The following is a 17,127-nucleotide window of genomic DNA, read 5'->3' on the forward strand; positions in this document are numbered from 1 at the left end:
AATTATATTAGTTGCCATCAGATCACCACCTCCCAGATAGCTCCTGAGCCCCTCCCGACGAAGTCCTTGATAGGGATCAGTCGAGAGGGGCTCAGAGCCGATATATGTGCTAGGATAGGCCTACCTAATAGGGACTTAGGGTATACTGGCTATCCCATACAGCGGGCTACACGACGAGTGCTGGGGCGTAGCTCTAGCATAGAGGCTGGAGTCGGTCGAGTAGCTCCTGCCCTAGGGCGCTCTTCTCCTGGATGTGCTGTAGGATAGAGCTGACATAGGGATTGCTGTCGAAGCTCCCCCGCACCTGCTCGAAGTCCATCGCCTGCTGCCGCTCGTCTCCGTCTGCTCCGAAGCCCGTCATCATCGATAGAGAGAACTCCTTCTTGGCATCGGCATAGACCTCCTGGTCGAGCTCTACGACCGCTCTACGCCACCGCTCTACGAGCTCGCAGATCTGCTCAGCTCGTGCCTGAGATAGATCTAGCCCATAGTAGGTATGGATCTTCTCATAGGCCCAGGTCCACTCGTACTCATAGTAGTGACGGTGTAGGTCTGCAAAGCTCTCTGCGAGCTGAGCGATGTCGGTGATCGCACCACTCTCTACCTCGCGGAGCAGGCGTACGATCTCTGCCTTGGGGGCGATGAGTCCCGAGAGGTCGACCCAGTCACCTAGTCCGATGGATACCCTAGGCTGTAGGGCTGTGCGTACAGCCTCGATGCTAGTGCAGGCGACGCCCTCTAGGCGCTTGATCAGGGAGTTCCCGAGGAACTTATGGATGGCGAGCTCGTAGTAATGTATCCCCTTCCTCAGGGAGCTGCTGCGGATGCGAGCACTCTGATAGGTGTAGACCTCGGAGGTGAGCCCGGCCACACGTCTTAGATCCTGGAGTATCTGCTGTCCGTTGATCATCTTCTGGATGGTGTAGGGGCTGAGCAGGTTGTAGTTGATCTGATCGAGGCGGTCAGGATCTCGGCGAGCATCTCGCCGTGGCCATTTCTGTGCGTCACGGATGGTTCCTACACTCTTGAGGTTCACCCCAGGGATGATGCACGTGGTATCGCAGGACTCGATCACGTAGGAGAAGGGGAGGTTAGAGAGGTCGGGGTGGGTGGTATGTCGCCCCATGACTAGGGAGAAGGCTCCGATACGTGCCGGCCAGAGGATATAGGAGTCGGACGAGGTCTTTGCCCCACGCTCCATGATGCCCTGATGGATAGGCCCGAGCTTGTACATGTGGTTGCTCTGGTTAGATCCCGAGCCTGCGTTCATGAAGGAGAACTGGCTAGCGATGAGGAGGGTGGACTTGTGGTGCGTGACCGTGAAGGGACCGGCGAAGATGGCACAGGCCTCCCCATTCTCCCCATGGCAGTTGCTGAAGAAGAGCGAGTCCGAGGCCGAATACCCGTGAGCTAGCGTACAGGCCTGCCCGACGAAGCAGCGAGAGAGGGCTGTGCCACTCTCCACCCTAGAGCCCGAGGAGATGATGAAGTCCGTACAGATGACGCTGTAACCGACGTAGACGGGGGCGGCCTCTACGCTATTGATACTCCCATTATATAGGCGCCGAGTACCGATGATACGTGCATAGTCCCCGATCTTCACGTTGGTGATATTCCCTACATCGGTGATATGGCAGTATGCTCCGATACGTCCGTGTCTGGAGCGTTGGGTATCGATATAGCGGGTGATGAGGTCACGTAGGCGGGTGATCAGCTCGGGGCGATGGCGGTACATCGCCATCAGGTAGGCCTCGTGGGCGGAGAGGCGGTCGTAGGCCAGCACTTCACGTCCCCCAGTCTCGTTGAGGACAGAGACCTCTACGCCGTTGCCAAAGGTCGTCTCCCCATCGACGAGGATGGTGTCTACGTTGCTGATGAACGTCCCTTCGCCGATGCTATAGCCAGCGATATAGTTATTGACGTGCTCGATACAGCAGTTGTCGCCTACCTCCACATTATGTAGGTAGGTGTAGTAGAGGCCGGAATGCTTGGAGATCCCTCCTGGTAGGTCAAAGGTCTGCTCGAAGAGCCCGAGGCGTACCCACCCAGAGAAGTGCGTATTGAGGATATGGCGGGGGACGAAGCCCTCCTTGACCCAGACCTGAGACCAGTCGTCAGCGGAGTTCGCACGCTCCTTGAGGCTGGCGATTTCTGCTTCGGTGAGGGGACGATACCCCTCATGCTGTATACTACTCATATGACTACCTATTTATACTTAATATGAAGGCTCTACTGCTGAGTGAATAGCGTAGGGCGGGGTGATCGTCTAGGAGTCAAGGGGGCGCATCGGGGAATAACCTCCTTAGACTGTAAATATCTATGATGTTTACTAGAGCAAAGATAGCACTTTTAAACAGCTTGATCCTCCCTCCCAAGTCTCTCCCTAGAGTGCTCTCTCCCCCTCATATCCTCTAGTAGGAAGGGAGGCATTCCCCACTTATACAGCGGGGAGGTTCATCCCCGTGATCGTGCGGTAGAGGTCTAGCGCATAGATGTCTGTCATGCCCGAGATGTAGTCTAGGGCACACTGGATCTTGCCGTAGAGGGTGGGGCTACTCGTGTCATACTGGCTACTTACTCGGCTCAGTAGGGTACGGCTGTATAGGTGCTCAGGGTGTAACTGTGCCTCGATGAGCCGATCCAGCAGAGCCGAGAAGATCCTATGCCCTGCGAGCTCTACATCTACGACTCCATGAGCCGAATAGATCCGCTTATGAGCCACCTCGCTGCAGACTCGGTAGGCCTCATAGCTACGGGGAGAGAGGTGCTGGACGAGTGTCCCGGTGTAGCGTCCGCTGAGGATATCCTCCTCTGAGTCGAGGAAGACAGAGGCTGCCTCCTCGACGAGGAGGTTGATGACCTTGGAGCGTAGGTAGCCTATGCGCTCATTGGGGTCTCCTATGCTCGATGCCACACGGCGGATCCCTCTTAGCTCCTCCTCGGTGAAGAAGGCCTCCAGGAGGTCACGTGCCTCATCGAAGCTCAGGATATGTAGCTTGTAGGCATCCTCTATATCCATGATCTGGTAGCAGATGTCATCGGCTGCCTCCACGAGGTAGACGAGGGGGTGGCGCACATAGCATAGGGGCGAATCGCTGACCTGTATCAGTCCGAGCTCCTCGGCTACGATACGCATCGTCTCCTCCTCGGTCTCGAAGAAGCCAAACTTGCTCTTCCCCCTAGCTAGCAGGCTACTGTAGGGATACTTGATAATGCTCGCTACCGTACTGCAGGTGAGGGCAAAGCCCCCCACACGTCGCCCCTGAAACTGGTGGGTCAGCAGGCGGAAGGCATTGGCATTCCCCTCGAAGTAGAGGAAGTCCTCCCAGCGTCCACCCTCCTGCTCTACTTGGCTCTGCCAGCGGGCACCATTCCCCTCCTTGAAGTAGGCACTGATCGCCCGCTCTCCGCTGTGGCCGAAGGGAGGGTTGCCCATGTCGTGTGCTAGGCAAGCGGCACTGACGATGGCACTGAGTCCCGAGCGCAGGGGGATCTCGCTCGCCTTGGGGTAACGCCCCACGAGGCAGTCGGCGACGATGTTGCCGAGTGACCGCCCCAGACAGCTTACCTCTAGGCTATGGGTCAGCCTATTGTGTACGAAGATGTTGCCAGGTAGGGGGAAGACCTGCGTCTTGCTCTGTAGTCTACGGAAGGGGGGAGAGAAGACCAGGCGGTCATAGTCACGCTCGAAGTCACTGCGGGCAGGCGCTGTCGTCGGCCTGCGCTCGGAGGTATCGGCGCCTAGTCGTCTATCGGAGAGGAGTTGTTCCCAGTGCATCATATCTTACATAATAATGTAGGTGTAGCGCAAAGGTACTCAATTTCCCTCCTTACCTGCCACTAGGTCAGGGCTGACGGATGAAATCACTATGGTGCGAGAGCAAGGTCGTCAAGGAGCATACGCCGAAGATAGAAGTATCCGTGTCCTAGGTATAGAGATCCCCAGTGTATACTTCCTACCTAGGAGGGATGAGTATACACGTGTGTACACAACTGTATACCCACGTGTACACAACAGTATACACGCGTGTACACAAGTGCGCTCTAAGTATCTCCTCTGTAGGGCTCGCTTGTATGTCTATTTCTTTGAGATAATGCCTCGGATCTCTAGGGGGTGGGCTAAGGCTCCCTGGGATACGAAATGATACCCCCGAAGATCCAAAGGCTGGAGTGTGCAAGCGAGATCATGCGTCGTCCCTGGTACTAGGTCTCTTGGTGTCGGTCGGGGTAGACCTGGCCGGGGCCTCCATCTCAAGGCACGATCACTCTTATCTCCCTTCACTATATATATGGAGTTGATCATCAGGGTGAGTGGGGTGTTCAGCTATGCGTATGGTGTGCCTGTCCCTACCACTGTATGGCGTAAGCTATGACGGCTATGGTAATGCGCTCCTACACAGGTCGTAACGCTCATTCCGAGAGTCCTACTTGAGGAGTAGTAATGATCACAGGAGAGGACTCGGTAAGAGCGCACTCGTCACCTTACATAGGTGATGGGAGCGTTCATACCGAGAGCGCAAGTGCGCTCTCGGTATGAACGTTTTGGGGCTCTCGGAGAGTTTGATAGAGAGGTAGTTAGGTGGGCTGTTTTTGCAAGGAGGGTAACCTCTCTCCGAAGGGTAGGTGCTGGGGGGGAGATTCGGATGTGTTGTTGCTGGTGGAATAGGTGCGTCAAGAGGTGGGCAACGGGCTCTATTGGAGGCCTGACTTAGGTGGGGTATGACGCCCTCCTTAGGGCTACTTCTTTGTATGGAATAGGTGTTGTGTAAGGTGCTTTGCTTCCGTAAAATATTTAATATGTGGAGATCTTGTATTTATCCAGAAGAATATCTATATTTGCCACACTACTACTAACTATAAACGAGGTTCTTTATGAAGTACCTATACCTTATTATTCTACTACTCTCCGTGGGTAGCCTCCCCCTCATGGGACAGGGACGGGTGCGTTTCGCCTATGATGCCGCTGGGAATAGAGTCCGTCGTGAGCTAGTCGTTGGCTCGAAGAAGCCCAAGGGACTTCGTACATTGAGCGCGGATAGTACACAACAGACTGCATCTGACCTTGACCCAAGGGATGAGGCGGATTGTCGTCACCTAAGTGGTCGGGATTATGTTACAGAGACCATCGACCGAGGTCAGGTTCGTATTTACCCCAACCCCACCGAAGGCGAGCTGACGATCGAATTCCTTGGTTATCGCCCTGAGCAGCGTGCAGTCCTGGTGGTCTATGACCTCTTCGGTCGAGTGGTCGTGAGACGGGAGGTTGCCTCCGTGACGACCATGCTTGATCTCTCAGGCCAGAGTGCAGGCCTCTATGTCCTGCATCTCATTGTAGGGAAGGATCGATCTGCGTGGAAGATCCGAAAGAACTAACGAACCTAACTAATACTACACAACCATGTCATCTTATACTCTGCGTCTTCTCCTCCTCGTTGGGGGACTCTCCTGCTCCTGTGCTAGTAGTCTGTGGGGGCAAAATAAGAACGCACTAGACTCTACGGTACAAGTCCAAAGCAATGGAGATACACTCATCACGTATTCGGCCTCGGTTTATGATTATGGAAAGTTGAAGACTGCTACATCTCTCAAAGGTGCAAAGAAGAGCTCTGATGTACGAGCTTTGGGAATGGAAGGGGGACAGGAGGGTGGATATCCAAGAACTTCCCCTACTCGATATGTAGGAGAGACCTTAGCTCCTAGTGTCTGGGCGCCCCCTATTCCCTACACTTCTGGTCCGACTGCGACTGGGGGACTTAGCTACTCTATCCCGATCACTTTAGGTCCTTTGGTACAGCTAGCTCCGACTCTGAGCTTGGTCTATAATAGCCAGGCCGGAGATGGTGTGGCTGGCTATGGGTGGAGCCTAGCTGGTCTGTCAAGTATCCTTCCGACAAATAAGACTGTTCATTTTGATGGAGGAGCAGGTAGCCCCACGTGGTCTCCTAGCCCCCTGTCGTGGGAGGCAATAAGCCTTGATGGGGTTCGCTTTGTGCCCAATGTTGATCACGTCCTTCAGGGTGACTACCCCATGATTACTGAGCAGGGGAATGTCCTCGGTAGAGTGCGTGAAAATGGCTATGAGGTACGTTACCCCAACGGAACAGTGGGGATATATGAGCTCAGTACCTCGACCCCGAGACGGTATGGAGCCCCTCTCAGTAGACTGACGGATCATCTAGGTAATAGTGTGACCTTTGCATATGATCGAGTAGCAGGGATAGACTATATCCAAAAGATTATCCTTCATCGGATAGATGGAGGTCGAGGTGGAGAGCAAGCCGAACGGGTAGAGTTCTTCTATGAAGATCGGAAGGCATTCACAGAGGGCTATGCCTATGGGGAGCCCGTGGCTCAAAAGAAACTCCTTAAACGTATCATCGTCTACTCCGGAGGAGAGGAACTTATGACCTACGAGCTACAGCACGAATGGAAACAAGGACGCTACTACGTAAGGCAGATCGGATGTTCGTCTCATGGCAATAAGCTCAATCCGATACGTCTACGTTACCAATATGACAAGGAGCAAGGAGAGGAGAGCACTCTTACCGCAGGGGCGTCTGTCCGTCTTGCAGGATCATTTGACATTGATCGAGAAGACCAGATTATCCAGCGTGGACGTCTCATGAGAGGGGAGGGGAATGATGGCCTTATTATCTATCCCAAGGCTTCAACCTATGGTGTAGTGAGTACTAAGTATTCAGGTGGTGAAAAAGGACATCAGTACGGTAGTCTGTATGCTCCGGATCAGAAGATCCTAGTGACGCCTTCTCTCTCTTCGTATCCCGGGGTGATTAAACTGCTTGCCGGAAAAGGCTTCCAAGAACTTCGTGCTGTAGATGTCGATGGGGATGGGGTGGATGAGCTTGTAAAGGTTAATCTAGCCGGAGTGATACGAGAGGAAAAATATTCACCAAGGCGTACTCCAATTGTTCCTCTTGCGACACAAATAGAGATAACAGTCTATTATATTAATCAAAATTGGGGACGAACCATTTCAGAGGGTCGGCGTTTCATAGTGACTGTCTCTGGTGGTGTTTCTAATCCATTTTTTACTAGTCCTACAAGCCCCTATTATTATTGGGGGTCGTTTCTAGGAGATGGTCGAATACAGTTGCTCGTCGCCTCTCCCTATGAAAATGTATATGGACAATATCAGAGAGGGTCTTATGCTCTTGTAGATTTGGAGCAAGGAAAGGTCTTACCATCAGGATGGCATTTTTTTGATCCTACATCATCTATTCACACTCTCGACGTCGATGGTGACGGTCGAACTGATTTGTGTGAAGTGAGAAATGGTAAAATGACCTGCTATAGCGTAGAACCTTCTAGTCGACAGTTTCAACACCTCTCAGACTGGGGGCGTGATGGACAAGATCAGTTCCCCAGCTCTCCCTCCCTTCACTGGTGTGACCTTAATGGGGATGGGCTTATGGATGCTTTTGTTCCAGTGGAGGAATCCTATTGGCAATGGGAAGATAATCCTGATCCGGATAATGCAGAATACGAGCGAGGCTGGTTCGTGTTTCACGACGAGGGTTCTAATTGGCATTTTTATATCAATACGGGACGAGGCTTTAAATCATATAAACAGAGCTTATTTCCACTAGGTGCAGACTCCGCTAAAGAGGGTGATCGGGGAGGCCCCTATGAGATTTTTGCTATAGATATGAATCATGATGGGCTATCGGATTTGGTGTATATAGATAATCAGGGTATCTCAGTGTACTTCAATGAGCACGGAGAGATATCCTCTACCCGTAGCGCCTTCCTCCCGACAGGTTTTATCCAACCGATCCCACTGAGTCTAGTCACCCGAGATCAGACCGCACAGCTACTATGTGTGAAGAGCGACGGGTTTTGCATCCCCTATATTTTAGGATCTAATCAGCTGAGGCGAGGCTTGCTTACTAATTTCATTGATAGCCGAGGGATCGAGCAGTGTAATCAGTATGCGAATCTCCGGGAGATAAGCCGTATCAACCATGGAACGTCCTATAAGGAGACATTTATAACTGAACCGCAGATTACTGAGGGACTCTGTCGCATCTTACCCTCTTGGTACCTACTCCAGGGGCAGCGCACCTATCTGCCTGATGAGACGGGGACGATTATTGCTGATAAGCTCTACTACTATACGAATCTTATGGTTAGTCGGCTAGGACTTGGCTTCTGTGGATTTGAGCAGACGAGGGTGGAGGATCTACAGATGCTCACAGAGCAGGTCACACGATATGCCCCAACCCTGAGAGGAGTTCCCATCTCCGTAACTACAGGCCTGTTGGGGCTGTCAGAATCTCGTCCTGCGGAGGAGGCTCATATGGAGTATGCCCAAGGGGAGTATCCCCCGAGAGGAAAGCGATGGGGATACCATCTCTCCGCTGTACATACGAAGAACCATCTCATGGGTACCAGCCAAGAGAAGACACTCACCTACGATCCCTACCAGTATGTGACCAAGGAGCAACTAGTAAGTTCCCTCCTAGATGGAAGTTCCACTCGAACCCAAGCTGCCTATAATACCTATCGTCACAGTCTGAGTCCTAGCCTATATCTCCTAGGAACACAGAGCCAGACACGTACAGAGCTGACCATAGGAACGCAACCGAGGACGGTGACAACAGTTACGATGGAGCATGATGCACTCCTTCGTCCTATCAGCTCCACGACGACTCAGGATAATGGTACGGGTGCCGGAGTTCGCCTAAAGAGATCTGTCTGGAGCTATGATGATAGGGGACATCTAATCTCAGAGAAGTCCGCTCCCTACGAGGTCTCTCAGTTACTTGGTGATACTTACACCTATGATGGTGAGGGACATGTGGTGGCCAAGACCGATGCTCTAGGGCTGATCGTGAAATCCTCTGACTTTGATCAAAGAGGGAATGCTCGAGTGAAGATCGATGTCCTAGGTAATAGGACACAGACCGAGTATGATATCTGGGGCAATGCTGTACGCGTACAGGGGCCAGATGGCTCTATTCGCACGACTAGCTATGAACAGGACTCTCATGGGCAATACACAGAGATTACCAGATCCACAGGAGCCCCTACGACCCATACACTCTATGATGCTCTAGGACGAGTCCTGAAGCAAGGATCCGAACTCTTCGATGGCTCGATGCTCTGGACAGATACCAACTATGATCAGCAGGGAAATGTCTATCAGGTGTCCCTCCCTTACAGAGGGGCAACAGCGACTTCCTGGAACGAATATAGCTACGATGAATATGGCCGTAAGACTTACTATGTAGAGGCTTCTGGTAAGGAGACGACTTGGCATTACGAACGCAACCAGACGACAGAGACTAAAGAGGGGGTATCAAAGACCCAGACCTATAACGAAGTTGGCCAGCTTAGCTCCGTCAAAGATGCAGGTGGAACGATTTACTATGACTATAATAAGCATGGTTTGATTGCGCGTATCCGAGTTTCAGACGGAGGGTGGACAACCTTCGAGTATGATGACTATGGTCGTCAGACTCGACTAGATGATCCGAGTGCAGGGCTGAGGGAGACAGAGTATAACTATGCCTCCGATGGTACCTATACCAAGCGATATGTCACCCCCAATGGTAGCATCACTACGACTACAGATCCCTACGGTCGTCTCCTAAGGATCGATCGAGATAAGGCCTTCTCCACAAGCTATACTTATGACACCTATGGTCGTCCCATAGAGGAGCGATCGACTAACGGAAGCTTCAAGAGTTATACCTATGATGCCCTTGGGCGGATAGCAACCCAAGAGGAGGGAGTCGCACCGAGTAAAATCCTTAAACGAACCTATGGCTACGATAGAGATGGGCGGGTCGCCAGTCTGACCTATCGCACGCCAGAGTCAGAGGAGTTCACCGAGCTGTATAGCTACGCCCATGGTCATCATATGATGACCCGACTACAGTCTCCTCTACGTCCCACGATAGATACGATCTGGAGGCTGCGTGCGGTCAATAATATGGGGATACCTACAGAGGCTAGTACAGGTGGACAGCTACGTACATACAGCTACAGCCCTCAGGGGGTACTCACAGGACGTGCGATGGGAGACGTCCAGCGCGAGACGTATGAGTTTGATCCCCGTACGGGCAATCTCTCTCGTCGTTCCTGGGTGGTGAGAGATACTGTACGGACACAATCCTTCGGCTACGACCTTCTAAACAGACTTAATAACTGGGATAGGGGAAGTAATTGTACCTATGCCTCCAATGGAAACCTTATTCGGACAGGGGATGAACTCTCGGGTGGATGCAACTTCCTCTATGAGGACGGAGAGCACCCCTATCGTCTAACAGAAGTAAATAGCTTTGAGGGAAGTTGCTTTGATCCAGTAGAGCTCCCTCAGGATCCTATGCCCCAGCCAGTCCCTTTCTCAGGAAGCCCCCTCGTCCGCATCGCAGATTTGCTCCCAACAAACCTGAAGACAGAAGTAGAGCAGACTCTGACCTATACCTCCTTTGATCGACCTGAGAGCATCACACAGGGCTCCTATCGGGCAGTTTGGGACTACAATGGTGCTCTGGATCGGATACGGATGAGGCTCACCCGAGGGGATACCCTACAGCGGGAGGTCTATTATTGGGGCAACCAGTACGAAGAGGAGCACCGTCCTCAGAGTGGAGAGCAGACTGCTCGACTCTACCTGGAGGGAGATGCCTATAGTGCTCCAGCTGTTTTGGTCAAGGAGCGTGAGGGGTGGCACCTCTACTACATCGCACGGGACTACCTCGGGAGTATTACGGACATCGTGGCCTCTGATGGTACTCGGAGGGCACACTATCACTATAGCCCTTGGGGGCGTGTGGAAGAGGGGCAGGAGGAGCCACTCTTCCTAGGCCGAGGCTTCACAGGACATGAGCATCTGCCGGAGTTTGATCTTATACAGATGAATGCCCGCCTCTATGACCCCTACACAGGACGTTTCCTGAGCCCTGACCCATACGTACAGCTCCCAGACTTCTCGCAGAGCTTCAATCGCTACAGCTACTGCCTAAATAACCCTCTGAGGTATACAGATCAGAGTGGAAAGGTGTTTTGGCTGATTCCTGTTGCGATAGGAGCCATTATTGGGGGGACAATGAATGCTATTGCTCATCGACAGCAGATCTCGGGCTTTGGTGGATTCCTTGCCTATTTTGGTGTAGGAGCGTTGGTCGGAGGGCTCTCTGGTTTCACAGGAGGAGCTCTGGCTGCATCAAGTTTGGCTCTAGGGGCATTTACAGGAGCAGCGATTGGCGCAGCATCAGGAGCTCTTACGGGGGCTGTGTCAGGAATTGCTCTTAATGGATTGAATAACCTCATTGCTGGTAGAGGTTTCTTTTTAGATGCTGGGAGTAGTGCCCTTTGGGGAGCTGCCGGAGGGGCTATTTCTGGGGCTATTAGTGGTGGTATTCGGGGGTATAAACTGGCTGAGAAAATGGGCGCAAATCGTTGGACAGGGGCGAAGTATATGAACATGGAACATTATGGGTCATTGCCTAAAACAGGTATACCCGCGCAGCCAAACTCCGAAAAGTATTGCTATGCCTATGCTTCTGAGTATGCGGACAAAGGTCACTTTAATCGGAGTGCCGAAGACTTCTTGAAATTGTCAGGATATAGAGAGGGAGCAGATTTTGATTTTTATGATCGTGCATTTGATTCTGACAATGTAAGAGTGGTACATTTTAAAGTGGAGGATCTTAAGAATGACACGTGGAGACAGGTGGGAGGCCAGCTACGTAAGGGAGTCGAAATGATTGGAACCGTTAACATTAATGGGACAGGTCATGCCGTTAACATCGTATCTGTAGATGTTGGCCAGAAATTAAACCTGATAAGAGGAGGACATCATAATTACCTGAAGATTACAATTTGGGATCCTCTAAAAGGGACGACAAGATCCCTACCATCGGATTATGTTTTCTCATATATTAGTAAAATCATGTTTAAATGAGACGGCTCGTTGCTTTTCTATTGAGTCTTTTCCTCTTAGCTTCGTGCGGGACGAAGAGACGTCCGAGGAGCTTTCGCCCCCCTAGGGAGCGAGCTCGGATAGAGATAGGCGCCTTTGCTCAAGAGCTCCAGCAGTCGCTCCGCAGGCAAAGGTCTGCTCTGCTTCGGGAAGTACCAGGGCTTGGTGCTGGGGCGCACCGTGTGATCTTCGTTCCCACCCTTCGCTTCAAGGAAGAGATAAGCAAATATGAGTACTACACGAAGCTGAGACGCCAGCCATACTTCCACACCTGGGAGGAATTCTTTGCGCTGCTGGATACGAGGAGCTTCAAAAGGGTTGCCGTGTTTGTAGAACAGGAGGATGAGCGCTGGTATACCTGCGACCTTGCCAACCCTAGAAGGAGACTTATACCGATAGACTCTGTAGAGAGATGCTTCCTGGAGGAGCTATTGGGTCGGGGAGAGCCACTGGCCTTTAGGAGCATACAGGAGGGCTATCGTTGTTATTTCATTCGTGCGGGGCAGCTAGAGGTCTATAGATCGCCTAGGGATAGAATGGTGCCCCCCTCAGAGGTGCTCCCCGAGGTCGTCCAAATTTACTCAAAGCTTGCACCTGTCCATCTCCGTGGGCGGAGCTATAAGCAGATGCAGTGGCTGGGGAAACGGCTACTTAGGTAGGCGGAAAAGAATAAAGTAAAAACATGAGCATAGCCCTCGTGACTAGTGAGGGCTAGACTCGAGAATGAAAGAGTGATCAAAATGGTCTTGCGTAAGCTTATCTGGATACTCTGTGGGGTCATGCTCCTCTGTGGTGCGAACTCGTGCTACATCCCTCGGGACCAAAAGGAGATCAAGCCCTATCTCTCCCTAGAGCAGTTCTTGAGTCAGATGGAGACGAATCTGGCTGTTCACCGAGATGAATATCTAGCGGTGCAGTGGATCTCTGCTGATAGCTTCCTTCGGGTCGTAGTTGTGCCACAGATAGGATTAAGACGGAGTGTACGACGACTGCCTTACTCAGTCTTAGATACGCTGTCTCTTGGCTCTGTCTGGAGCCTTCTAGATCCTAACTTTGTGATTGGGGGTAAGGCTTACCTACTGGATGTAGATTCTACATGGTACCAGTGTTTTCTTGGAGGGAGGATAGAAGAACTCCCGCACTCCATAATGCCAGATGATCCTATGATACCTCTTCTGTCCTCGTCGGTGTCTCTTACGGTATTTTACTTGGGGAATCCAGATCTTGGCCTTCTCGTATATTACGACCAAGAGACCAAGGAGCTCCGTGTGTATCGTACTTGCGACCCTTATGGAGAGGTTCCTATCGACTCCCTGCTAGAGGAATATTACTTCAAGAGTCTGCGCCAAGGATCATATTCTAGGGACGTAGATATACGTAACCAAAAAATGGGCCCTCCAGTCTATATAGAGTAAGCAGTGGTGTAGGGAAGCCTTCCTACCTCTCTACCCCACACGATGAGGACTAGACACCCAATGAAGCCTCTAGAGGGGATAAGACGAGACCTATGTTATTTAGGCTACACTCCCTAGTAGGCACAGTACGGGTAAGTCATGTGTACCAACACTTCATCATTAAGTAGCACTATGAAACTAAGATTATTCTTGATCACCTTGCTCTTCTGTGGGAGTATGTAGGCTCAGCGTGTCGCCGTTAAGCTCTCACTAGAGTGGAGGGATAGAGCAAAGGCTTGGCCTGACCGAGGATGGTGGCAACGTACCCTATTGCATGATCTATCCCCAAAATTAGATACCCTGAGTAGGATCCCCTTCCTGAGGATCGAGTACCACAACAAGGGGAACAAGAACTGCTACGTCCCAACCATTGCGACCTCTTATGGTAGCTTTGCTCCAGTAGGAGGTTTTAATGGGACAATCTGCTCAGAGAGTGACTATGGGCTAAGTAAGGCGCATGATCCTCTGCTGGAAGCACAGTTCCTGCTGGATACTACCCGCTATCTTGTGGAGGGTGAAGTCTACAATGATGCCCCAAGATACTATACCCTGGTCCCATTCTTCTTCTCCAGTAGGTGGGATCCCGAATATGGCAAGATGCATATGCCTTCGATCGAGTGGACAATCGATGAGCGCGAAGAGCTAATCCCCCCACGAGAGGTCTATGAGGGGGAGGGGGTTGGCTCAGCTATGGGCTATGCACGGCTCCAATGGTATCTCTATGTATCCAGCATCAGTGACTCCCTTGTAGCTGACTATTCCAATCGGCTACGTGCGGAGGAGATGATAGCTCGTTACCTACGATCAATCATCTACCAGTATGACTTCCCAGATCATGCCGTCCTACTACCAGCACATGGGGTGAGGGTCGAGTATCTAAATCTCCTGGCATTCTCTCTAGCTGGTATTTCCTTTCGGGTATTCATCCCCTCGGATATCTTCCACAAGGATCTATTTCATGGGCGAGGAGTGATTACCGACTCTGTTGGGAAGAGATATGTCCCCTATACCGAGATGATCAAGTCTGTGACCCTCCAGATTGACTTCAGCGAGTCCTCTATGGGTAAGAAGTCACTGTACAATAGCCGAAGGTGAGAGCAGGGGAAGTGTGTAAAGTGTGACGATATAGGGGAGCTGTGGCATCCCTGCCAAATCGCTTGTATGAACGATAGATATAATGTTATGATGTCCGTCACGTAGACGTATTTGCTATTGGAGATCTTGTGTGATTCTCGGAGGATGTAGAACAAGCTATATCAATCAGAGGGCAAGGAGTTTTCGTAGCCATAAAGATCGAAGCCCTAGCACAGGCGCACAAATCTCTCCCTTGGGGGGATGTCGCTATCCCTCTACTATTGTTCCTCCTTTTAGTTTTCCTCATTTAGACAAACAATAGATTATGAATAAGAGAATAACGTTACTCGCAGTTGCCCTTCTGCTACTGACAGGGTGTGACTTCATACCGAAGATTGTGGCACGTAGAGTAGTATACACGGTTCAAGAGATTAATGCAACTCCTGATACGATGTATTATAGCTCCTATTTCCGTCGAATGGGTGATCCCTTCATCGTTGCGCCGAGTATTTTTGTCCCAATTCTCCCCGGAGATTCAAGTCAACAATCTGTTCTTGATCGTAGTGAACTGTATAGCCATCCAGAGCGCTATCGATATTATATCTGGTTTGCCTCTCGGGAGACCTACTGGAAGAATGAAAGTTTGCCGCCAGCCAACTATGGTAAGCCTTCCCTATATGATACGGTGCTGTCGTACACGATAGCAGAGCTCAAGGCGATGAACTACCGGGTGGTCTACCGGGGTAAGCCAGTCACCCCCAGAGGTGAGCAAAGCTTGTAGCGAGGGGGCGAAGACTATTGTCTCATGGATTGTAACAAGGTACATACAATGAATATGGAGCTGGGAGTAGTAAAGGTCTATATGCTCCTCGGATTCCTCTTCTTGACCACGCTCAGCGCCGAGGCCCAGATCGCTATAAGTCTGCGGGTCAGCTGGCGCGCAGAGGTGAACCCGCTAGACACAGCGAAGCGACCGATCAACGTGCCCTACCTACATGTGGTGTATCGCAACGATAGTAACACAGACTACTATCTGGTACGTAGGGATAGGTGTAGATGGATCTTCCCTTACATTGATTTTTTCGAAGATTTACTTCAGTATCCAGAAAACTATGACTATGAAAATCATAATGAGGTAAGGGCGATGCAGTTCAAGGTTTACCCAGAGCAGGAACGGGTGCACAAGAGCCATCAAGTCATCCTAGGGTGTAGCGGGTGGGAGATAGACCAAGAGTCCTCCACCTCATCCCATAGGAGCCGCTCTAGTGATCCACAGGTAGACTGGAGTGAGAGTGTGGAGTACCTGCAGTATATCCTATACTGCCTCAGGGCTCCAGCACGAAGAGACCCTCACGCTCTGAAGGTGTATAGCCCGCAAGATAACCTTCATTCCGTAGCCAAGAAGCCCTACAAGACTGACGGGATACTGCGCCTGCTGGAGGGGCGCCTAGCCTTCCTCCCGGCTCGGAGTGAGCGGGAGTATATCTACAGCCTGCTGGCCTTTCGGATGATGCGAGGGCGCTTCCACTTTGTCATTCCGAACTGGGTGGCGAAGGATACGACTATCGCTAATGAGGCTCTAGGAATGGAGGGAGATCCGAATCCACTCTATAATGGGGAGTCCCAACTGCCTCTTCCCAAGCTCTATGAGGGCTACCAGCTCTATCTAGGTCGGGTGAAGGGATGCTCCCTCTGGATCGAGATGTAATAAAATGAGGAGAAGATGAACACCATTATGCTACTGCTAAGGAGGCTCGTCCTCATCATCCTACTACTGCCATCAATGTGTACAGTCTATGCCGAGGATAGGATCTCGGTACACTTCGAGGTGCGCTGGCATCGGGAGCATAATCCGATGGATACGCTGAGGCGGGAGCTTGATGTACCCTATCTGCATGTAGTGTATCAGAACCATACGGATACAGCCTACTATCTGGTGCGTCAGGATCAGAGCAACTGGATTTTCCCCCGACTGCGCTATTACACCGTGATCGAGGATGGCTCACGTCCAGAGAAATATAATCTGACATACTACGTGCCACGCTGGGCCACCTACCCCCTAAAGGGAGCAGGGCGCAGTGTACGTGAGAGACGGCACTACACCCATCATGTGCTCCTACGGGATCAGGCTTGGGAAGTGGAGCTAGAGCCCTCCATCGTGGATGGACAACCTAAGCCTCGTATCGCCTATGGTGAAGGGATGGACAACTGGAGTGAGTGCGCCTATTACCTTCAGGGATATTTGTACTACCTCATGACCCCACAACTGGATCATGATTGGTATCAAGTCACGTATCTCTCCGAGCATATGGAACATTCGGTGGGGATGGAAATGGTGGGAACGGAGGGCACACTGAAGCCCTTCGTCCATCGTCTAGCCTTTGTCCCTGCTCACTGTAGGCGGGAGTACGTGTATAGCCTACTAGCCTTTGCTGTGATCCATGGGCGCTGGCAGTTCCTCCTGCCCGACTGGGAGGCTAGTGGTCGCCTTCGAGATGAGTGTATCCCACTGAACGTCTACCAGCTCCGAGGCAAAGGCTCTACTGCATCCGCCCCATCGGGCTATCCACTCCCTGAGCACTACGAGGGCTACCAGCTCTATCGGGGATGGGTACGTGGCGACTCCATCTCGATAAAGATGTAGTGAAG

Annotated in this window: 10 protein-coding genes and 1 pseudogene; 9 read left to right on the plus strand and 2 right to left on the minus strand. The window is 51.6% G+C overall.

Features of this window, described 5'->3' with window-relative positions; translation table 11 throughout:
- Positions 1-193: 193 nt before the first annotated feature.
- Positions 194-2,197 (minus strand): DUF4954 family protein, encoded by a 2,004-nt coding sequence (locus QZ170_RS01955; RefSeq protein WP_297176335.1) that lies wholly within the window; start codon positions 2,195-2,197, stop codon positions 194-196.
- A 240-nt stretch (positions 2,198-2,437) separates the two neighbouring features.
- Complete coding sequence (gene dgt, locus QZ170_RS01960) at positions 2,438-3,778, minus strand: dGTP triphosphohydrolase (RefSeq protein ID WP_297176409.1); 1,341 nt, start codon at positions 3,776-3,778, stop codon at positions 2,438-2,440.
- Positions 3,779-4,872: 1,094 nt separating this feature from the next.
- Between dgt and QZ170_RS01965 the strand changes: the two genes are divergently transcribed.
- The 9 genes and pseudogenes from QZ170_RS01965 (at position 4,873) to QZ170_RS02000 (ending at position 17,122) form a co-directional block, all read left to right on the plus strand.
- A complete protein-coding gene (locus QZ170_RS01965; protein WP_297176337.1) occupies positions 4,873-5,373 on the plus strand; it encodes a T9SS type A sorting domain-containing protein in 501 nt (166 codons plus the stop codon).
- A gap of 253 nt (positions 5,374-5,626) precedes the next feature.
- A pseudogene (locus QZ170_RS09110) lies at positions 5,627-5,872 on the plus strand (SpvB/TcaC N-terminal domain-containing protein); the annotation flags it as partial.
- Between the two features lie 1,492 nt (positions 5,873-7,364).
- A complete protein-coding gene (locus tag QZ170_RS01970) occupies positions 7,365-7,607 on the plus strand; it encodes a hypothetical protein (protein WP_297176339.1) in 243 nt (80 codons plus the stop codon).
- A gap of 293 nt (positions 7,608-7,900) precedes the next feature.
- Positions 7,901-11,932 (plus strand): RHS repeat-associated core domain-containing protein, encoded by a 4,032-nt coding sequence (locus QZ170_RS01975; RefSeq protein ID WP_297176341.1) that lies wholly within the window; start codon positions 7,901-7,903, stop codon positions 11,930-11,932.
- Positions 11,929-12,609 (plus strand): hypothetical protein, encoded by a 681-nt coding sequence (locus QZ170_RS01980; RefSeq protein ID WP_297176343.1) that lies wholly within the window; start codon positions 11,929-11,931, stop codon positions 12,607-12,609. Before QZ170_RS01975 ends, QZ170_RS01980 begins: the two co-directional genes overlap by 4 nt.
- 1,065 nt (positions 12,610-13,674) lie before the next feature.
- A complete protein-coding gene (locus QZ170_RS01985) occupies positions 13,675-14,499 on the plus strand; it encodes a hypothetical protein (protein ID WP_297176344.1) in 825 nt (274 codons plus the stop codon).
- A 304-nt stretch (positions 14,500-14,803) separates the two neighbouring features.
- Positions 14,804-15,259, plus strand: coding sequence for a hypothetical protein (locus QZ170_RS01990; RefSeq protein ID WP_297176346.1), 456 nt, complete (start codon positions 14,804-14,806; stop codon positions 15,257-15,259).
- 24 nt (positions 15,260-15,283) lie between these two features.
- Positions 15,284-16,186, plus strand: coding sequence for a hypothetical protein (locus tag QZ170_RS01995; RefSeq protein WP_297176348.1), 903 nt, complete (start codon positions 15,284-15,286; stop codon positions 16,184-16,186).
- Positions 16,187-16,201: 15 nt separating this feature from the next.
- The gene (locus QZ170_RS02000; RefSeq protein WP_297176350.1) at positions 16,202-17,122 is read left to right on the plus strand and encodes a hypothetical protein; all 921 of its coding nucleotides are present in this window, start codon (positions 16,202-16,204) and stop codon (positions 17,120-17,122) included.
- Positions 17,123-17,127 lie beyond the last annotated feature (5 nt).

The sequence above is a fragment of the uncultured Porphyromonas sp. genome (genome assembly GCF_905372525.1).
Classification (GTDB): Bacteria; Bacteroidota; Bacteroidia; order Bacteroidales; family Porphyromonadaceae; genus Porphyromonas.

Coding starts and splice junctions, on each gene's coding strand:
- QZ170_RS01955 (WP_297176335.1), bottom strand. CDS start 2,197: ATGAGTAGTATACAGCATGAGGGGTATCGTCCCCTCACCGAAGCAGAA.
- dgt (WP_297176409.1), bottom strand. CDS start 3,778: ATGCACTGGGAACAACTCCTCTCCGATAGACGACTAGGCGCCGATACC.
- QZ170_RS01965 (WP_297176337.1), top strand. CDS start 4,873: ATGAAGTACCTATACCTTATTATTCTACTACTCTCCGTGGGTAGCCTC.
- QZ170_RS01970 (WP_297176339.1), top strand. CDS start 7,365: ATGGACAAGATCAGTTCCCCAGCTCTCCCTCCCTTCACTGGTGTGACC.
- QZ170_RS01980 (WP_297176343.1), top strand. CDS start 11,929: ATGAGACGGCTCGTTGCTTTTCTATTGAGTCTTTTCCTCTTAGCTTCG.
- QZ170_RS01990 (WP_297176346.1), top strand. CDS start 14,804: ATGAATAAGAGAATAACGTTACTCGCAGTTGCCCTTCTGCTACTGACA.
- QZ170_RS01995 (WP_297176348.1), top strand. CDS start 15,284: ATGGATTGTAACAAGGTACATACAATGAATATGGAGCTGGGAGTAGTA.
- QZ170_RS02000 (WP_297176350.1), top strand. CDS start 16,202: ATGAACACCATTATGCTACTGCTAAGGAGGCTCGTCCTCATCATCCTA.